Origin of the sequence: Halomonas sp. LBP4, from assembly GCF_003202205.1 — a bacterium.
Classification (GTDB): domain Bacteria; phylum Pseudomonadota; class Gammaproteobacteria; order Pseudomonadales; family Halomonadaceae; genus Halomonas; species Halomonas flagellata.
Window position 1 is genome coordinate 531,447 of record NZ_PDOG01000003.1, and the last position, 14,801, is coordinate 546,247.

A 14,801-nucleotide genomic window follows, 5' to 3' on the forward strand; every position below is an offset into this window, starting at 1 on the left:
CTGAGGTAGACGATGCTGAAACTGACCGAACGCCTGGGCCCCATCGCGGCGAGCCAGGCTACCGACACCCTGACGCTGCCCTATGAGCTGCGCATCCGCGGGCGGCTCAAGGCGACGAGCGACAGTGGCCGTGAGCTGGGCCTCTTCCTCGACCGCGGCCCGGTGCTGCGCGACGGCGAGGGCTTGCGTGCCGAGGACGGCGCGGTGGTGCGCATCCACGCCGCCGTCGAGCCGGTGGTCACCGCGCGCATCGCCGCGGGGCTGCCGCTGGCCCGGCTCGCCTACCACCTGGGCAACCGCCATGTGCAACTGGCGCTGGGTGAGGACGAGCCCCCTTCACGAGGGCAGGGCTGGGTGCGCTTCCCACCGGACCATGTGCTGGAGGAGCTGGCCGAGCTGCTGGGGGCGACGCTCGAGCATCACGAGGCACCCTTCGACCCCGAGCCGGGTGCCTATACCCAGGGAGGGCACTCGCACGGTCATTCGCACCCGCATGGCCACGCCCATGATCACGACCATGACCATGCATACTGAGTGGCCTGGCGAAGCGGGGCAGACGCAGGATGATCTGGCGTTACTGGGGCTGCTGCAACTGGTCAGCCCGGCCCTGCCCATCGGCGCCTTTGCCTTCTCCCAGGGCCTGGAGAGCGCCTTCGAACTCGGTTGGGTCAGCGACGAGGCGAGCCTCGGCGAGTGGCTCGCCGGCGTACTCGAGGACGGCCTGACCCGCTGCGAACTGCCGCTGCTGGCGCGACTGCAGGGGGCCTGGGCCGCGGGAGACGCCGAGCGAATCGCCGAGTGGGACGCCTGGCTCGCCGCCAACCGCGAGACGGCGGAGCTTGCCGCCGAGGACGCACGGCTCGGGGCATCGCTGGCACGTCTTCTCGGCAGCCTCGAGTTGCTGCCGAGCGAGCCGCCGCTGCCGCCGGGGGCCGGCTATGTGACGGTCTTCGCCTGGACGGCGCAGGTGCGCCGCGTGCCGGTGCGCCAGGCGCTGCTCGGTTTCGCCTGGGCCTGGCTCGAGAACCAGCTCGCCGTGGCCTGCAAGGCGCTGCCGCTCGGCCATACCGCCGCCCAGCGCCTGGTGGAGCGGTTGCGCCCGGCGCTGGTGACGGCGGTGGACGCGGCGCTGACGCTGGAGGATGACGACCTGGGCCCGGCATTGCCCGGCCTGGCGCTGGCCAGTGCCCTGCACGAGACCCAGTATTCGCGGCTGTTTCGGAGCTAGAGGGAAGAGGGAAGAAGTGGAGCCTTGGGGGGGCAGACCCTGAGGCATCCCCAGAAATATTTAAGCATTATCAATGCGTTGAGAATGGATGGGTGGCAGGCTGCCAGCGCTGCCGGTCCCTATGGGGTCAGACCCCGGCGGCGTCGAATCCGCTCGCAAGACGCACCATGACGGGCTTCGCGACTTGGCTGGGGTCTGACCCCATAGGAGCCTTGAGTGTCAGACTCTGAGGAATTCCCAGGAGTCTTACTGAAAAATCAGTATGTTGAAGATGTTCTGGCGGTGGGCTGCCAGCGCTGGGAGGCCCTAGGGGGTCAGACCCCGGCGGTGTCGAATCCGCTCGCCAGGTGCACCATGACAAGCCCGGTAACTCGGCTGGGGTCTGACCCCATAGGGGCGGGTCTCGGCGTCTGGTAGATCGCGACTGGGATGACCCTGAGAGAATGAAAGTGATTGATAGCACAGGAGCAACGACATGACACATTGCCTGCGCGTAGGCGTCGGCGGCCCGGTGGGCTCCGGCAAGACGGCGCTGCTCAAGCAGCTCTGCCTGGCGCTGCGCGACCACTACGATATCGCCGTGGTCACCAACGACATCTACACCCGCGAGGACGCCGACTTCCTGCTCAAGCACGAGGCGCTGCCGGCGGACCGCATCCTCGGTGTCGAGACCGGCGGCTGCCCGCACACGGCCATCCGCGAGGATGCCTCCATGAACCTCGCCGCCATCGATGACTTACAGGCGCGCCACCCGGATCTCGAGCTGGTGCTGGTGGAGTCCGGCGGCGACAACCTCTCGGCCACCTTCAGCCCCGAGCTCTCGGATCTCACCCTCTACGTGATCGATGTCTCCGCCGGCGACAAGATCCCGCGCAAGGGCGGCCCCGGCATCACCAAGTCCGACCTGCTGATCATCAACAAGATCGATATCGCCGAGCAGGTCCACGCCTCGCTGGAGGTGATGGAGCGCGACTCGCGGAAGATGCGCGGCGAGCGGCCCTTCGTCTTCACCAACCTCTACGACGGCGTCGGCCTCGAGGAGATCATCCGCTTCATCCTCGACCGCGGCATGCTCCCGGAGCGTCGCCCCCGGCTCGCCACCACCAGCGCCTGATCCCGTCAACCACCGATTCAAGGATTACCCAGGAGATTGCCCTCATGACACGTCATCTTTTCATCGTTTCCCGCGCGGCACTGGTTGCCGTTGCCGCCCTGCTGCTCGGCGCCGGCCTGGCCGTGGCGCATTCCGGGCACGAGGCCCCGGCGGTGCACAGTCATACCGGGAGTCCGGCACTGCTGGCGGTGATCGCCATGTCACTGCTGGGCGTCGCGGCCCTGGTCGCCTTGACCCGCTTCATCGTGCGCCGCCTGAGGCTGCGCCGGCAACCGTGATCGTCTCCAGCGGTACAGCGGCAGCGCCCGGCCCCGGCCGGGCGTGCTGCGTCATCGCATCCGGCAGGATATGCTGCAGCTGTCGGCGCCGCGGAGGCGTCGTCGCCGGGGATGCCGGGAAAGGAGTCCAGGATGCGATCGTTCGGTGGCCGCCGTGGCGCGCGGTGGAGGAGAGGAGGCATGTGGCCATGGCTGGTCGTGGCGCTGCTGGTGGCCTGGGTCGCCATGGGTGCCTGGCAGCGCTTCAAGCCGCTGCCGGAAGGGATCGGACACGCCTGGCCGCAGCGCCCCGCCACGGGAGTGCGCTTTCTCGCCGACGAGACCTGGGTCGACGCCGCGGGTGAGCGTCGGGTCCAAGGCGAGATATTCGACGAGGTGCTTGCGCTCATCGGCCAGGCCAGGCGGCTGGTAGTGCTCGACATGTTCCTGTTCAACGATTTCGCCGGCGCGGCGGAGAGCGACGGTTTCCGCCCGCTCTCGGCGGAATTGACCGAGGCGCTGATCGAGCAGCGGCGGCGTCACCCCGGGCTCATGGCGGTGCTGATCACCGACCCGCTCAATACCCTCTACGGGGGGCTCGACCTCGACCACCTACACGCCCTGCGCGAGGCCGGGGTGACGGTGGTGCTGACCGACCTGAACCGGTTGCGTGCCTCCAACCCGCTCTGGTCCGGCCTCTGGCACCTGGGGCCGCGCTGGCTGGGCAACGGCAGCGAGGGGGGCTGGCTGCCCAATGCCCTGGGACCCGGGCGGGTACCGCTGCGCAGCTACCTGGCGCTGCTCAACTTCAACGCCAACCACCGCAAGAGCCTGGTGGTCGACCAGGGGGACGGCTGGGCGGGGCTGGTCACCTCGGCCAATCCCCACGATGCCAGCAGCCTGCACGGCAATGTGGCACTGCGCTTCGAGGGCGCGGCCGCGCTCGACCTGCTCGATGCCGAGCGCCCGGTGGCCCGCTGGTCGGGCGTGGCGCTGCCCGCCCCCCGGCCACCCGTGGCCACCGCCGCGGCCGGTACGGCGCACCTCCAGGTCCTCACCGAGGGGACGATTCGCGATGCCCTGCTGGCCGCCCTGGCGCGGGCCGAATCCGGCGACCGGCTCGATATCGCGGTCTTCTACCTCGCCCACCGCGGCGTGATCGAGGCCCTGCTGGCGGCCCACTCGCGCGGTGCCGACATCCGGGTGCTGCTCGACCCCAACCGCGATGCCTTCGGCCTCGAGAAGGGCGGCATTCCCAACCGGCCGGTGGCGCGGGAGCTCCATGAAGCCGGCATCGCGGTGCGCTGGTGTGCCACCCGCGGCGAGCAGTGCCACAGCAAGCTGCTGCTGCGACGGCCGGCGGGGGAGGGCGAGGCCGAGATGATCCTCGGTTCGGCCAACTTCACCCGGCGCAACCTCGACGACCTCAACCTGGAGACCAGCGTGCGCCTGGTCGGGCCGGTCGAGACGCCGGCGCTGCGCGAGGCCGGCGACTTCTTCGAACGGCGCTGGCACTCGACGCCGCAGCGGGTCACCAGCGAGCCCTTCGCGGCCCACGACGAGGCGACTACCTGGCAGCGTCTGCGCTATCGGGTGATGGAGGCCACCGGCCTCTCGACCTTCTGAGTCCGCGACTTGACAGGGCCGGGCGCCCCGGCCAGCTTGGAAGGGGCCGATTCGACAGGGAGAGACGGCATGGACAAGCTGCTGCTGGCGGTGAAGATCGCGATCACGGTGCTGGTGCTCATCCTCTTCGTGCAGAACATCGCCGTGGTGGAGGTGCGCTTTCTGACCTGGAGCCTCACGCTGCCCCTGGCGCTGGTGCTGGTGGTGATCTACCTGCTCGGCATGGTGAGCGGCCGGAGCCTGATGGGGCTGATGCGCCGACTGCGCGCCGACCGTGGGCAGCGGCCGCGGCACTGAGTCTAGCAGCCTGTCGGACTTAACACTGATCTACTGCGAAACCCGGGCTTTCGGCCAATTTCATTCGATCTGATTCGTTAAATAGCTGGCTATTCGCCTCATCAGATCGATAAACTTGACTCGAAATCCGTATTTCTCGCGACGATCGGTCAAATCCGACAGGCTGCTAGGGTCAGTCCACGTGGGTTACCGCCTGGCGCCTGGGGTCGATATGCCAGGGCAGGCCGAGGCGGGCGTTGCGCTCCAGCTCGGCGATCACCTGGGCCCCCAGCAGCAGGATGATGGCGCCGACCTCCAGGCTCAGCAGCACCACGATCAGGGTGGCCAGCGAGCCGTAGACCGCGTTGACGAGCGACAGGTTGGCGAAGTAGAGCACCAGCAGCAGGCGCACCCCCTCCCACAGCAGGGCGGCGACGAAGCCCCCTACCACCGCCCGCCTCAGCGCGATCTTCACCACCGGCAGCACCTTGTAGATGGCGCTGAACAGCAGGAAGACCCCGAGGAAGCTGGTCAGGTTGAGCATCGGCTCCGAGAGCCCCGCCATCGGGAGCTCGCGGCCGAACAGCGCCAGCCAGAGGGCATTCAGGGAACTCGCCAGGGTCACCAGCAGGGTCAGGGCCAGCAGGCCCGCACCCAGTACCAGCATGAAGGCATAGGGCATCAGCACCGAGACCCAGACGCTGCGGCCGGCATGGTGGGTGTCGGGGGCATGGAAGATGATCGCCAGGGCGTCTTCCAGCATGCGAAAGGCGAAGGAGCTGAACAGCAGCAGCACCGGGAAGCCGAGAATGCCGATGACGTCGCGGGAGTCGAGCAGGGCGCGCACCGCCTCGATCAGCACCTCGGCATGGGCGGGGGCCAGGTGGCGCGCCTGGATCGCCAGCACCTCGAGCAGGTGCTGCTCGTCCACCACCCGGGCCAGCAGCACCACCAGCAGGGCGAACAGCGGCACGACGGAGAGCAGGATGTTGTAGCCCACGCCGCCGGCGAGCAGGATGCCGCGGTTGCGCAGGAAGGCACAGAGCACCCGCCACAGGAAACCGACCACCCGCGGCAACAGGGTGAAGGCGAGGTGATGCGAGCGGAGAGGGGGCGGGGAGTCCGTCATGTGCCATGTCGTCCATGAGGCTGTCAGGGCATCATACGCCGGTAGCGACGATCGCCGTCAATCATGCCCGCGCCGACCCGTGCATGGCATGTCGTCGGCCGGGACAGCATAATGAACGCCACCGGCAGTCGTCCGGACCTTCGCCGGTGCGTGGCTCGACCGGTCAGCCGGACATCATCTTTCTTCCGTCGACGAGGCATCATGGCCAAATTCGAAGTGATCGGTACGGCGAGCATCCCCGGTCGGGGCGGCGAGCTGCGGCTGCTGCAGCGCAATGACGAGTTCTCCATCCGCATCGCCGGCAAGAGCGGCGATCTGATGAACACCCGCCTGCATGGTTCCGAGGATGCCCTGGCCGAGCTGGCCTGTGCGCGCATCGCCGACCGCTCAGGCGTGCGGGTGCTGATCGGCGGGCTGGGCATGGGGTTCACCCTGGCCGCGGCGCTGGCGACCCTGGGCGACGACGCCGAGGCGGTGGTCGCCGAGCTGGTGCCCGGGGTGGTGGAGTGGAACCGTGGCCCGCTCGGCGCCGCCGCCGGTCATCCGCTCGACGACCCCCGCACCCGCGTCAGCCTGGGCGACGTGGGTGCACTGCTGCGTCGGGAGCCCGGCGGCTTCGATGCCATCATGCTCGACGTCGACAACGGCCCCGAGGGGCTGACGCGCGAGGAGAACGACTGGCTCTACTCGCCCGGGGGGCTGGCCGCCGCCCAGGAGGCGCTGCGCCCGGACGGCGTGCTGGCGATCTGGTCGGCGGGCCAGGACCCGGCCTTCACCGAGCGCCTGCGGCGAGTCGGCCTGCTGGTCGAGGAGGTCACGGTACGTGCCCATCGCCCCGGCAAGGGGGCGAAGCACCGGATCTGGCTGGCCTGCTGAGATGCGACCGGGCGCCGCCGGTTTCCGGGCCCTGCCGCTGCTGCTCGCCGCGCTGCTGCTGAGCGGCTGCGCGGGGCGTATCGTGCCGCCCTCGGCCCCCGTCGATCCGGTCGATATCTACCTGCTCGACCATGGCCGCCATGCCAGCCTGGTGCTGCCGCGGCAGGGGGGCGGGATGGTGCGCTACAGCTACGGGGAGTGGGGCTGGTACGTCGAGGGCAGGCGGCACCTGCCGGCCGCGGTCTCCGCGATGCTGTGGCCGACGACCGGCGGGCTGGGGCGCGGTGTCCACGAGGAGATCGACTCGCCCCACGACCTCCATCGGCTGGCGCCGGAGGGCCTGGTGGGCGTCTATCCCCTCCAGGCGGAGGCGGCGCGGGTAGCGGCACTCCGGCGCCGGCTCGATGCCCACTTCCAGGCGGAGGGCGTGACACCGACCTACAGCGCCGAGTTCGACCTCGAGTTCGTGCCCTATCCACGCGCCTACTGGCTGAGCCACCAGTCCAATCTCGTCGTCGCCCAGTGGCTGCGGCGGCTGGGCGTCGAGGTCAAGGGGGTACCCTGGTTCTCCGACTGGCGCATCGAGGCGCCGCCCGTGGCTCCCTGACGGTACCCGAAAGCGGGTACAATCCACCTCCCTGCAGCCCGCCCGAGACCCGCCATGACCATGTCCGATACCCCATCCGCCGCCGGTAACGCCCCCGGCGCCGAGGAGCGCCTCTCCAAGCGCCTGGCGCGGCTGCTTTCCTGCTCGCGTCGCGAGGCGGAGCAGTACATCGCCGGTGCCTGGGTGCTGGTCGACGGCCGGGTCGTCGAGGAGCCGCAGTTCAAGGTCGGCGACCAGCGTGTCGAACTGGCTCCCGGGGCCAGGGCGGAGGCGATTCCCCCGGCCACCCTGCTGTGCCACTGCCCGCCCGACCACGACGCGGCCGATGGCGCCGCCCTGGCCAGGTCGCGGATCACCCCGGCCACGCACTGGGGGGAGGACCCCAGCGGTCGGCGTCCCCTCAAGGCGCATTTCCGCGGCCTGGCCGCGATGCTGCCGCTGATGCCGGGGGAGGGTGGGCTGCAGGTCTTCACCCAGGACCGCGGGGTGGCCAGGCGGCTCGACGAGCAGGTCGCCCGGCTGGAGCAGGAGTGGCTGGTCGAGGTGCGTGGCACCCTGCACGAGGAGCAGATGGAGGCGCTGCGGCGTGGCTCGGCGGTCCCGGGGCGACGACTGGCACCGGCCCGGGTGAGCTGGCAGAGCGAGACCCGGTTGCGCTTCGCCCTGAAGGGCATGGTCCCGGGCCAGCTCGAGGCGATGTGCACCGGGGTGGGGCTGACCGTACTGTCGGTCAAGCGGCTGCGCATCGGCGGGGTCTCCCTGGGGCGGGTGCCGATGGGCGAGTGGCGCTACCTGAAGCCCGGCGAACGCTTCTGAGGGGCGGGCAGGGCAATCGCCGTTACCCAAAGCGAGAGACGCCGGAACAGCCTCGAGCGTTACCGCCATCTGCGATAGCCCTGGAGGGGCGGGCCACTCGCTTCCCCCTCCTGCGATCGCTATGTATGCTGAGCGTGTTGCACCCATTGCCGCGCGGCCCAGCCGGTCGGTACCGATTCGCAGCCTGAATCCGAGAGGAGACGTCGCATGCCGGAAACCTCGCAGACTTCATTTTTCAAGGACAATCGTGCCAGGGGGCTGGCCGCGGTGGCGGTCGTGGCCGTCATCTGGGCACTGTTCGCCCAGTCCAGCGCCAGCTCCCACAAGGAGGAGCGTGAAGCCCTGGAATCCCGGCTCTCCGCCCTGGAGAGCGAGAACGAGACACTGAGTGGCCGGCTCGCCGAACGCGAGGAGGCCGAGGCGGACATCGAAAGCCTCGAGGCGCGCCTGGCGGAGCTCCGCGACGAGCAGGAGGGCGCCGAGGCCGAACTCGAGCGGGCGCAGCTCGAGGTCGCCGCGGCCAAGGCCGAGCTCGAGGAGATGCAGGCCTCGCGTGAAACGGTGACGGCCGATGTCGAGGGGGCCGAGGCCCGCTTGAACGAAGGCCAGGAGGCGCTGGCGGCACTGCAGCAGGAGTACGACGAGACCGACCGGGCCCGGCAGGAGGCCGACCAGGCCCGCCAGGAAGCGGAAGCCGCCCGCCGGGAAGCCGAGCAGGCGCGCCAGGAGGCGGAGGCGGCCCGGCAGGAGGCCGAGCAGGGGCGTCAGGAAGCCGAGCAGGCCCGCGAGCAGGCCGCCGCCGACCTCGAGGCGCTGCAGGGCGAGATCCAGGAGGCCGAGGCGCGTCTCGAGTCACTGGGTGACGAGATCGCCGAGCGTGAATCGCAGCGCGATGCCCTGGCCGACGAGCTCGGCCGGCTCGAGCAGCAGCGCGAGACCCTCGAGGGGCAGCTCGAGGCCGTCCGCCAGGAGCAGGGCGAGGCCGAGGAGGCCCTGCAGCAGACTCGCAGCGAGCGCGATGATCTGCTGGTGGCCATCGAGATCGGCCGCGAGGAGGTCGAGGCCATCGAGGCGGAGATCGAGCGACGCGAGGCGCAGCTCGAGCGGCTGGAATCGCAGCTCAGCGCCTGGCGCACCGAGCTGGCCGAACTGGAGGCCAACCTGCAGGCCGGCCAGGCCCTGGAGGCCGAGCAGGAGCAGGAGTGACACCAGCGTCGAGCCGAGGAGTGCGGACGGCGAGCCTGGCTCGCCGTTCGTGTTTTCGGACCCCATTGCGTGGCCCGGGACCCTGGCGGGTATACTGGGCGTCTAGCCGCCATCGGCGGCCCAGCCCAACAGCATTGAGGAGCGAGTCGTGATCGAAGGGGTCAAGCATATCGTCGCCGTGGCATCCGGCAAGGGCGGCGTAGGCAAGTCCACCGTCACCGTCAACCTGGCGCTGGCCATGGCTGCCGAGGGCTACCGCGTGGGCATCCTCGATGCCGACATCCACGGGCCCAGCCAGGCCCAGATGCTGGGCGTGGGCGAGGGCGTGCGTCCCCAGTCCGCCGGCGAGAATCGTTTCCGGCCGCTTCAGGCCCATGGGCTCCAGGCCATGTCCATGGCCTTCATGGTCGACACCCGCGAGCCCATGGTGTGGCGCGGCCCGATGGTGGCCGGCGCCTTCCAGCAGCTGCTGACCCAGACCGCCTGGGACGACCTGGACTACCTCTTCATCGACATGCCGCCGGGCACCGGGGATATCCAGCTGACCCTGGCCCAGAAGGTACCGGTGAGCGGCGCGGTGATCGTCACCACGCCCCAGGACATCGCCCTGCTCGACGCCCGCAAGGGCATCGAGATGTTCCGCAAGGTGAACGTGCCGGTGCTGGGCGTGGTGGAGAACATGAGCCTGCATATCTGCTCGAAGTGTGGTCACGGCGAGCCGATTTTCGGCGAGGGCGGGGGCGAGCGCATCGCCGCCGAGTACGAGACCCGGGTGCTGGGACAGCTGCCACTCACCCTGTCGATCCGCGAGCAGGTGGACGGGGGGCGACCCACGGTGGTGGCCGAGCCGGACGGCGAGGTGACGGCCAGCTTCCGCGACATGGCGCGCCAGGTGGCCGAGCAGCTCCAGGGGCAGTCACCCGAGGGGCCGACCATCTCCTTCAGCGACGATTGAGCAGGCCAAGGCTATCGCCGTTCATTTCCAAGCGTCCCAGAGTCGGGGCTGATCCGGGGGCAGGCCTGCGAGGAGGCGCTGTGAACCCCTCCCTGGGCGCTACTTTTGCCTTCCCTGGCAAAAGACCTCCTCTTCGACCTGCCCCCGGCGCCCCTCTATGCATCCAGCTGCAACTGCCCTGTTGAGCAGGCAGTGACGCTCGCCGCCGGGGCCGCTATCATGGCGGCCCCGATTTCTCCTTTCGTTACCCCACCAGGACGTTCCGATGAGCATCAAATCCGACAAGTGGATCCGCCGCATGGCCGAGCGGGAAGGCATGATCGAGCCCTTCGAGGCCGACCAGGTGCGCTATGTGAACGAACGTCGGGTGATCTCCTACGGGACCTCCAGCTACGGCTACGACGTGCGCTGTGCCGACGACTTCAAGGTCTTCACCAACATCCATTCGGCGGTGGTGGACCCCAAGGCCTTCGACGAGAAGAGCTTCGTCGACATCAAGGGCGACGTCTGCGTCATCCCGCCCAACTCCTTCGCCCTGGCGCGCACCGTCGAGTACTTCCGCATCCCGCGCAGCGTGCTCACCATCTGCCTGGGCAAGTCGACCTATGCCCGCTGCGGGATCATCGTCAACGTCACGCCGCTCGAGCCGGAGTGGGAAGGCCACGTGACCCTGGAGTTCTCCAATACCACCAACCTGCCGGCCAGGATCTACGCCAACGAGGGGGTGGCGCAGATGCTGTTCCTGGAGTCCGACGAGGAGTGCGCGATCTCCTACAAGGACCGCGGCGGCAAGTACATGGGGCAGCGGGGGGTCACGCTCCCCCGCACCTGACCCCGGGAGCTGTAAGCCATAAGCTTGAAGCGGTAAGAACAAGCGAACCCCACAGTCGCAAGGCGCGTGGGGTTCGCTTTTGACTATCTGGCTTACGGCTTACGGCTTACGGCTTACGGCTTACGGCGCTTGATCCTCGTCGAGTTCCTCGGCGGCGTCGGCGTGGGACATGCGCAGGCCCTGGGGCGACAGCGGCTGGCCATCGAAGGTCACGCCCTCGGCGCCGAGCTGCAGGCGCCCCTCCAGGAACCACTTCACGGCGATGGGATAGATCAGGTGCTCGCGGGCGTGGACCTTCTGCTTGAGGCTCGCTTCCGTCTCGTCGTCGGCGACGGCCACGGCGGCCTGCAGCGCCACCGGGCCGCCGTCGAGCTCCTCGGTGACGAAGTGCACGCTGCAGCCGTGCTCGGTCACGCCGTCGGCCAGCGCCTTGGCATGGGTGTTCAGCCCCTGGTAGGCGGGCAGCAGCGAGGGGTGGATATTGAGCATGCGACCCAGGAAGCGCTGCACGAAGCGCGGCGATAGGATGCGCATGAAGCCCGCCAGGACGATCAGGTCGGGCTCGTGGCGCTCGATCACCTTGATCAGGGCGCCGTCATAGGCATCCCGGCTCTCGTACTCGCGGTGCGGCAGCACCACGGCGTCGATGCCGGCGTCCCGGGCGCGCTGGAGGCCGTAGGCGTCGGGCTCGTTGGAGATCACCGCGACGATTTCGCCGCCCAGCTCGTCGTGGGCCTGGGCGTCGATCAGCGCCTGGAGGTTGCTGCCGTTGCCGGAGATCAGCACCACCACCCGGCGGGCGTCGGTGGGTTCCGGGGTGAACTCCTTCAAGGTATCGCTCTGGTAACCGGGTTCACTCATGCCTCGATGTTCTCCAGTTGCACCGGCTCCTCGTCGCCCTGGCGCGGGGTGATCTCGCCGATGCGGTACACGGTCTCGCCCTGGGCCTGCAGGTGGGCACGGGCCTGGTCGGCCTGGTCGGCGGGGACCACGACCACCATGCCGATGCCGCAGTTGAGCACGCGATGCATCTCGTGCGCGTCGACGTTGCCCTGCTGCCGCAGCCAGTCGAACACCGCCGGGCGGCTCCAGCTCGAGACGTCGAGGCGCGCGGCGAGGCCGTCCGGCAGCACCCGGGGGATGTTCTCCAGCAGCCCGCCGCCGGTGATGTGGGAGAGCGCATGCACGGCGACGCCGCTCTCCCGGATCAGCGACAGCAGCGGCTTGACGTAGATACGGGTGGGCGCCAGCAGGGCGGCGCCTAGCGGCTGGCCGTCGATGGCGGTATCCAGGTCGGCACCGCTGACCTCGAGGATCTTGCGGATCAGCGAGTAGCCGTTGGAGTGCGGGCCCGAGGAGGCGAGGCCGAGCAGGACATCGCCCGCGGCGACCTTGCTGCCGTCGAGGATCTCGGACTTTTCCACCACGCCGACGCAGAAGCCGGCCAGGTCGTAGTCGCTGCCCTCGTACATGCCGGGCATCTCGGCGGTCTCGCCGCCCACCAGGGCGCATCCGGCCTGGGCGCAACCCTCGCCGATGCCGGTGACCACGTCGGCGGCGATGTCCACATCGAGCCTGCCCGTGGCATAGTAGTCGAGGAAGAACAACGGCTCCGCGCCCGCCACCACCAGGTCGTTGACGCACATCGCCACCAGGTCGATGCCGATGGTGTCGTGGCGGCCCAGCTCCATGGCCAGGCGCAACTTGGTGCCCACCCCGTCGGTGCCGGAGACCAGTACCGGCTCACGGTAGCCGGCAGGCAGCTGGCAGAGCGCACCGAAGCCGCCCAGCCCGCCCATCACCTCGGGGCGGGTGGTGCGCTTGGCCACGCCCTTGATGCGATCGACCAGGGCATTGCCGGCGTCGATGTCGACGCCGGCGTCCTTGTAGCTGAGCGAAGGGCGGGAAGTGGAATCGGTCATGACCTGTCCTGTGTAAGAATGGCTGTCGGGGCGTCGCCGGCGGCCGCTGGCCGCCGGGCAGTGGGCAAGATCGGGGCGTGAATTGTAGCATCATGATGCCGGACTGGCAGCCGTCGGCTTGCCTGCATCGCCGGGATCAGGCATCCGACGCAGGGAGGAAACGATGCGCAGAGAATGGTGGCTCCTGATCGGGGCGGTGGTGCTGATATGGCTGCTGTTTCGCCTCGAGGCGATGCTGATGCCGTTCTTCGCCGGCATGATCCTCGCCTACCTGGGCGACCCCCTGGCCAATCGCCTGGAGCGATGGGGGCTGTCGCGCCCGCTGGCGGTGTGTGGCGTCTTCCTGGTGCTGGTCCTGGTTCTCGCGGTGGGGCTGCTGGTGCTGATTCCGCTGCTTGCCCAGCAGTTCCGCCAGTTCGGCCAGATGATTCCCGGCATCTTCGGCTGGATCGAGTCGGTGCTGGCCCCTCAGCTCCTGGCCTGGACCGGCCTCGACATGACCGGCGAGATCGGCAATGTCCAGGATACCCTCGCCGAGCACTGGCAGGATGCCGGTGGCTACCTGGCGCCGTTCCTGGGACAGATCGGGCGTTCCGGCATGGCCTTCGTCACCTGGGTCACCTATGTGGCGCTGATCCCGGTCGTGACCTTCTACCTGCTGCTCGACTGGAACCGGCTGATGGTCAGCATTCGTGACCTGCTGCCGCGGGAGTGGGAGGCCGATGCGGTGCGTCTGGCGCGGCGTTGCGACGAGGTGCTCGCCGCCTTCCTGCGGGGCCAGTTGCTGGTGATGCTCTGCCTCGGGGCCATCTACGCCGTCGGGCTGTCGCTGATGGGCGTGCGTTTCGGCGTGTTGATCGGCCTGGTCGCGGGGCTGGCGAGTATCGTGCCGTTCCTGGGGTTCATCGTCGGCATCAGCGTGGCGCTGATCGTGGCCTTCTTCCAGTTCGGCGGCTGGCTGGCGTTACTGGGCGTGGTCGTGGTGTTCTCTGTCGGCCAGGTCATCGAGAGCACCGTGCTGCAACCCAAGCTGCTGGGCGACCGGATCGGGCTGCATCCGGTAGCGGTGATCTTCGCCGTGCTGGCGGGGGGCAACCTGTTCGGTTTCACCGGGGTCCTGCTGGCGCTGCCGGCGGCGGCAGTGATCATGGTACTCTTGCGGGAACTCAACGAGCGCTACAAGAACAGTACCTTGTACGACGACAGAACGCACCGCACCGACGACGAGGAGTCGACATGAGCCGAGCACCCGCGCAGTTGCCGTTGGGCGTGGGGCTGCGTGACGATGCCACCTTCGCCAATTTCCTTTCCGGCGCCAACGCCTCCCTGGTCGACCATCTCGTCCATCAGCTCGACGACGGGGGTGAACCCTTTCTCTACCTCTGGGGCAAGCCCGGCGTGGGGCGCAGCCACCTGCTGCAGGCGGCCTGCCATGCGGCGTCCGACCGGGACCGGCGAGCCCTCTACCTGCCGCTGGAGGAGCTGGGGCATTTCCCGCCGCTGATGCTCGAGGAGGTCGAGCGCCTGGACCTGGTGGCCATCGACGACCTGGAGCGGGTGGTCGGTCGCAAGCGCTGGGAGGAGGCGCTGTTCCACGCCTTCAACCGGCTGCGGGATGCCGGCAAGCGGCTGGTGATCGCCGGCGAGGCCGCCCCCCGACAGCTGCCGGTGCGGCTCCCCGACCTGGCCTCGCGGCTGACCTGGGGCGTGACCTTCCAGGTCCAGGGGCTGGATGACGAGCAGCGGCTGGCGGCGCTGACGCTGCGCGCCCGGGGCCGCGGCATGCAGTTGCCCGACGAGGTCGCCCGCTACATCCTGCACCGCGGGCCCCGGCGGCTGGGCGAGCTGTTCGAGGCACTGGAAACCCTCGACAGCGCCTCGCTGTCGGCCCAGCGCAAGCTGACCATTCCCTTCGTCAAGCAGGCGCTGGGCTGGTAGGCATTGTCTGATACCTGCC

At 69.0% G+C, this 14,801-nt stretch carries 17 protein-coding genes; 14 read left to right on the plus strand and 3 right to left on the minus strand.

The window, feature by feature from the left end; genetic code table 11:
- Positions 1–12: 12 nt before the first annotated feature.
- The 6 genes from ureE (at position 13) to CR157_RS12835 (ending at position 4,522) form a co-directional block, all read left to right on the plus strand.
- Complete coding sequence (gene ureE, locus CR157_RS12810; RefSeq protein WP_110283901.1) at positions 13–534, plus strand: urease accessory protein UreE; 522 nt, start codon at positions 13–15, stop codon at positions 532–534.
- Positions 524–1,228, plus strand: a complete 705-nt coding sequence (locus tag CR157_RS12815; protein ID WP_110284036.1) for an urease accessory protein UreF — start codon at positions 524–526, stop codon at positions 1,226–1,228. The genes ureE and CR157_RS12815 overlap by 11 nt, the downstream gene beginning before the upstream one ends.
- A 475-nt stretch (positions 1,229–1,703) precedes the next feature.
- Positions 1,704–2,342 carry an urease accessory protein UreG gene (ureG, locus tag CR157_RS12820; RefSeq protein WP_110283902.1) on the plus strand — a complete coding sequence of 213 codons (639 nt, stop codon included), beginning with the start codon at positions 1,704–1,706 and terminating at the stop codon, positions 2,340–2,342.
- Between the two features lie 44 nt (positions 2,343–2,386).
- Positions 2,387–2,620: a hypothetical protein gene (locus CR157_RS12825; RefSeq protein WP_110283903.1), complete on the plus strand. Its 234-nt coding sequence runs from the start codon at positions 2,387–2,389 to the stop codon at positions 2,618–2,620.
- Positions 2,621–2,800: 180 nt separating this feature from the next.
- Positions 2,801–4,225, plus strand: coding sequence for a phospholipase D family protein (locus CR157_RS12830; protein WP_110283904.1), 1,425 nt, complete (start codon positions 2,801–2,803; stop codon positions 4,223–4,225).
- A gap of 69 nt (positions 4,226–4,294) precedes the next feature.
- The gene (locus tag CR157_RS12835) at positions 4,295–4,522 is read left to right on the plus strand and encodes a lipopolysaccharide assembly protein LapA domain-containing protein (protein WP_110283905.1); all 228 of its coding nucleotides are present in this window, start codon (positions 4,295–4,297) and stop codon (positions 4,520–4,522) included.
- 172 nt (positions 4,523–4,694) lie between these two features.
- Here CR157_RS12835 and CR157_RS12840 read toward each other — a convergent pair whose 3' ends face one another.
- The gene (locus CR157_RS12840; RefSeq protein ID WP_110283906.1) at positions 4,695–5,630 is read right to left on the minus strand and encodes a YihY/virulence factor BrkB family protein; all 936 of its coding nucleotides are present in this window, start codon (positions 5,628–5,630) and stop codon (positions 4,695–4,697) included.
- Between the two features lie 201 nt (positions 5,631–5,831).
- On the opposite strand from CR157_RS12840, the gene CR157_RS12845 reads away from it, so the two are divergent.
- The 6 genes from CR157_RS12845 to dcd all read left to right on the plus strand — a co-directional run bounded on the left by CR157_RS12845 (position 5,832) and on the right by dcd (position 10,922).
- On the plus strand, positions 5,832–6,506 hold the full coding sequence (locus tag CR157_RS12845) for a spermidine synthase (RefSeq protein WP_110283907.1): 675 nt from the start codon (positions 5,832–5,834) through the stop codon (positions 6,504–6,506).
- Position 6,507: 1 nt separating this feature from the next.
- A complete protein-coding gene (locus CR157_RS12850; protein ID WP_110283908.1) occupies positions 6,508–7,113 on the plus strand; it encodes a hypothetical protein in 606 nt (201 codons plus the stop codon).
- 54 nt (positions 7,114–7,167) lie between these two features.
- Positions 7,168–7,929 carry an RNA pseudouridine synthase gene (locus CR157_RS12855; RefSeq protein WP_219999944.1) on the plus strand — a complete coding sequence of 254 codons (762 nt, stop codon included), beginning with the start codon at positions 7,168–7,170 and terminating at the stop codon, positions 7,927–7,929.
- Positions 7,930–8,136: 207 nt separating this feature from the next.
- On the plus strand, positions 8,137–9,135 hold the full coding sequence (locus CR157_RS12860) for a kinesin (RefSeq protein WP_110283909.1): 999 nt from the start codon (positions 8,137–8,139) through the stop codon (positions 9,133–9,135).
- A gap of 133 nt (positions 9,136–9,268) precedes the next feature.
- Positions 9,269–10,090, plus strand: a complete 822-nt coding sequence (gene apbC / locus CR157_RS12865; RefSeq protein WP_258364171.1) for an iron-sulfur cluster carrier protein ApbC — start codon at positions 9,269–9,271, stop codon at positions 10,088–10,090.
- 265 nt (positions 10,091–10,355) lie between these two features.
- The gene (gene dcd / locus CR157_RS12870) at positions 10,356–10,922 is read left to right on the plus strand and encodes a dCTP deaminase (RefSeq protein ID WP_110283911.1); all 567 of its coding nucleotides are present in this window, start codon (positions 10,356–10,358) and stop codon (positions 10,920–10,922) included.
- Between the two features lie 120 nt (positions 10,923–11,042).
- Here the strand turns inward: dcd and purN are convergent, their stop codons facing one another.
- Positions 11,043–11,783, minus strand: coding sequence for a phosphoribosylglycinamide formyltransferase (gene purN / locus CR157_RS12875; RefSeq protein WP_110283912.1), 741 nt, complete (start codon positions 11,781–11,783; stop codon positions 11,043–11,045).
- The gene (purM, locus tag CR157_RS12880) at positions 11,780–12,844 is read right to left on the minus strand and encodes a phosphoribosylformylglycinamidine cyclo-ligase (protein ID WP_110283913.1); all 1,065 of its coding nucleotides are present in this window, start codon (positions 12,842–12,844) and stop codon (positions 11,780–11,782) included. Before purM ends, purN begins: the two co-directional genes overlap by 4 nt.
- Positions 12,845–13,007: 163 nt before the next feature.
- On the opposite strand from purM, the gene CR157_RS12885 reads away from it, so the two are divergent.
- Both CR157_RS12885 and hda read left to right on the plus strand, forming a co-directional pair.
- The gene (locus tag CR157_RS12885; protein ID WP_110283914.1) at positions 13,008–14,084 is read left to right on the plus strand and encodes an AI-2E family transporter; all 1,077 of its coding nucleotides are present in this window, start codon (positions 13,008–13,010) and stop codon (positions 14,082–14,084) included.
- On the plus strand, positions 14,081–14,782 hold the full coding sequence (gene hda, locus CR157_RS12890; RefSeq protein ID WP_110283915.1) for a DnaA regulatory inactivator Hda: 702 nt from the start codon (positions 14,081–14,083) through the stop codon (positions 14,780–14,782). Before CR157_RS12885 ends, hda begins: the two co-directional genes overlap by 4 nt.
- The last annotated feature ends 19 nt before the right edge of the window (positions 14,783–14,801 follow it).

What these genes read in the sequence shown, in the direction of transcription:
- ureE (WP_110283901.1), top strand. Translation starts at nt 13, where the DNA reads ATGCTGAAACTGACCGAACGCCTGGGCCCCATCGCGGCGAGCCAGGCT.
- CR157_RS12815 (WP_110284036.1), top strand. Translation starts at nt 524, where the DNA reads ATGCATACTGAGTGGCCTGGCGAAGCGGGGCAGACGCAGGATGATCTG.
- ureG (WP_110283902.1), top strand. Translation starts at nt 1,704, where the DNA reads ATGACACATTGCCTGCGCGTAGGCGTCGGCGGCCCGGTGGGCTCCGGC.
- CR157_RS12825 (WP_110283903.1), top strand. Translation starts at nt 2,387, where the DNA reads ATGACACGTCATCTTTTCATCGTTTCCCGCGCGGCACTGGTTGCCGTT.
- CR157_RS12830 (WP_110283904.1), top strand. Translation starts at nt 2,801, where the DNA reads ATGTGGCCATGGCTGGTCGTGGCGCTGCTGGTGGCCTGGGTCGCCATG.
- CR157_RS12835 (WP_110283905.1), top strand. Translation starts at nt 4,295, where the DNA reads ATGGACAAGCTGCTGCTGGCGGTGAAGATCGCGATCACGGTGCTGGTG.
- CR157_RS12840 (WP_110283906.1), bottom strand. Translation starts at nt 5,630, where the DNA reads ATGACGGACTCCCCGCCCCCTCTCCGCTCGCATCACCTCGCCTTCACC.
- CR157_RS12845 (WP_110283907.1), top strand. Translation starts at nt 5,832, where the DNA reads ATGGCCAAATTCGAAGTGATCGGTACGGCGAGCATCCCCGGTCGGGGC.
- CR157_RS12850 (WP_110283908.1), top strand. Translation starts at nt 6,508, where the DNA reads ATGCGACCGGGCGCCGCCGGTTTCCGGGCCCTGCCGCTGCTGCTCGCC.
- CR157_RS12855 (WP_219999944.1), top strand. Translation starts at nt 7,168, where the DNA reads ATGACCATGTCCGATACCCCATCCGCCGCCGGTAACGCCCCCGGCGCC.
- CR157_RS12860 (WP_110283909.1), top strand. Translation starts at nt 8,137, where the DNA reads ATGCCGGAAACCTCGCAGACTTCATTTTTCAAGGACAATCGTGCCAGG.
- dcd (WP_110283911.1), top strand. Translation starts at nt 10,356, where the DNA reads ATGAGCATCAAATCCGACAAGTGGATCCGCCGCATGGCCGAGCGGGAA.
- purN (WP_110283912.1), bottom strand. Translation starts at nt 11,783, where the DNA reads ATGAGTGAACCCGGTTACCAGAGCGATACCTTGAAGGAGTTCACCCCG.
- purM (WP_110283913.1), bottom strand. Translation starts at nt 12,844, where the DNA reads ATGACCGATTCCACTTCCCGCCCTTCGCTCAGCTACAAGGACGCCGGC.
- CR157_RS12885 (WP_110283914.1), top strand. Translation starts at nt 13,008, where the DNA reads ATGCGCAGAGAATGGTGGCTCCTGATCGGGGCGGTGGTGCTGATATGG.
- hda (WP_110283915.1), top strand. Translation starts at nt 14,081, where the DNA reads ATGAGCCGAGCACCCGCGCAGTTGCCGTTGGGCGTGGGGCTGCGTGAC.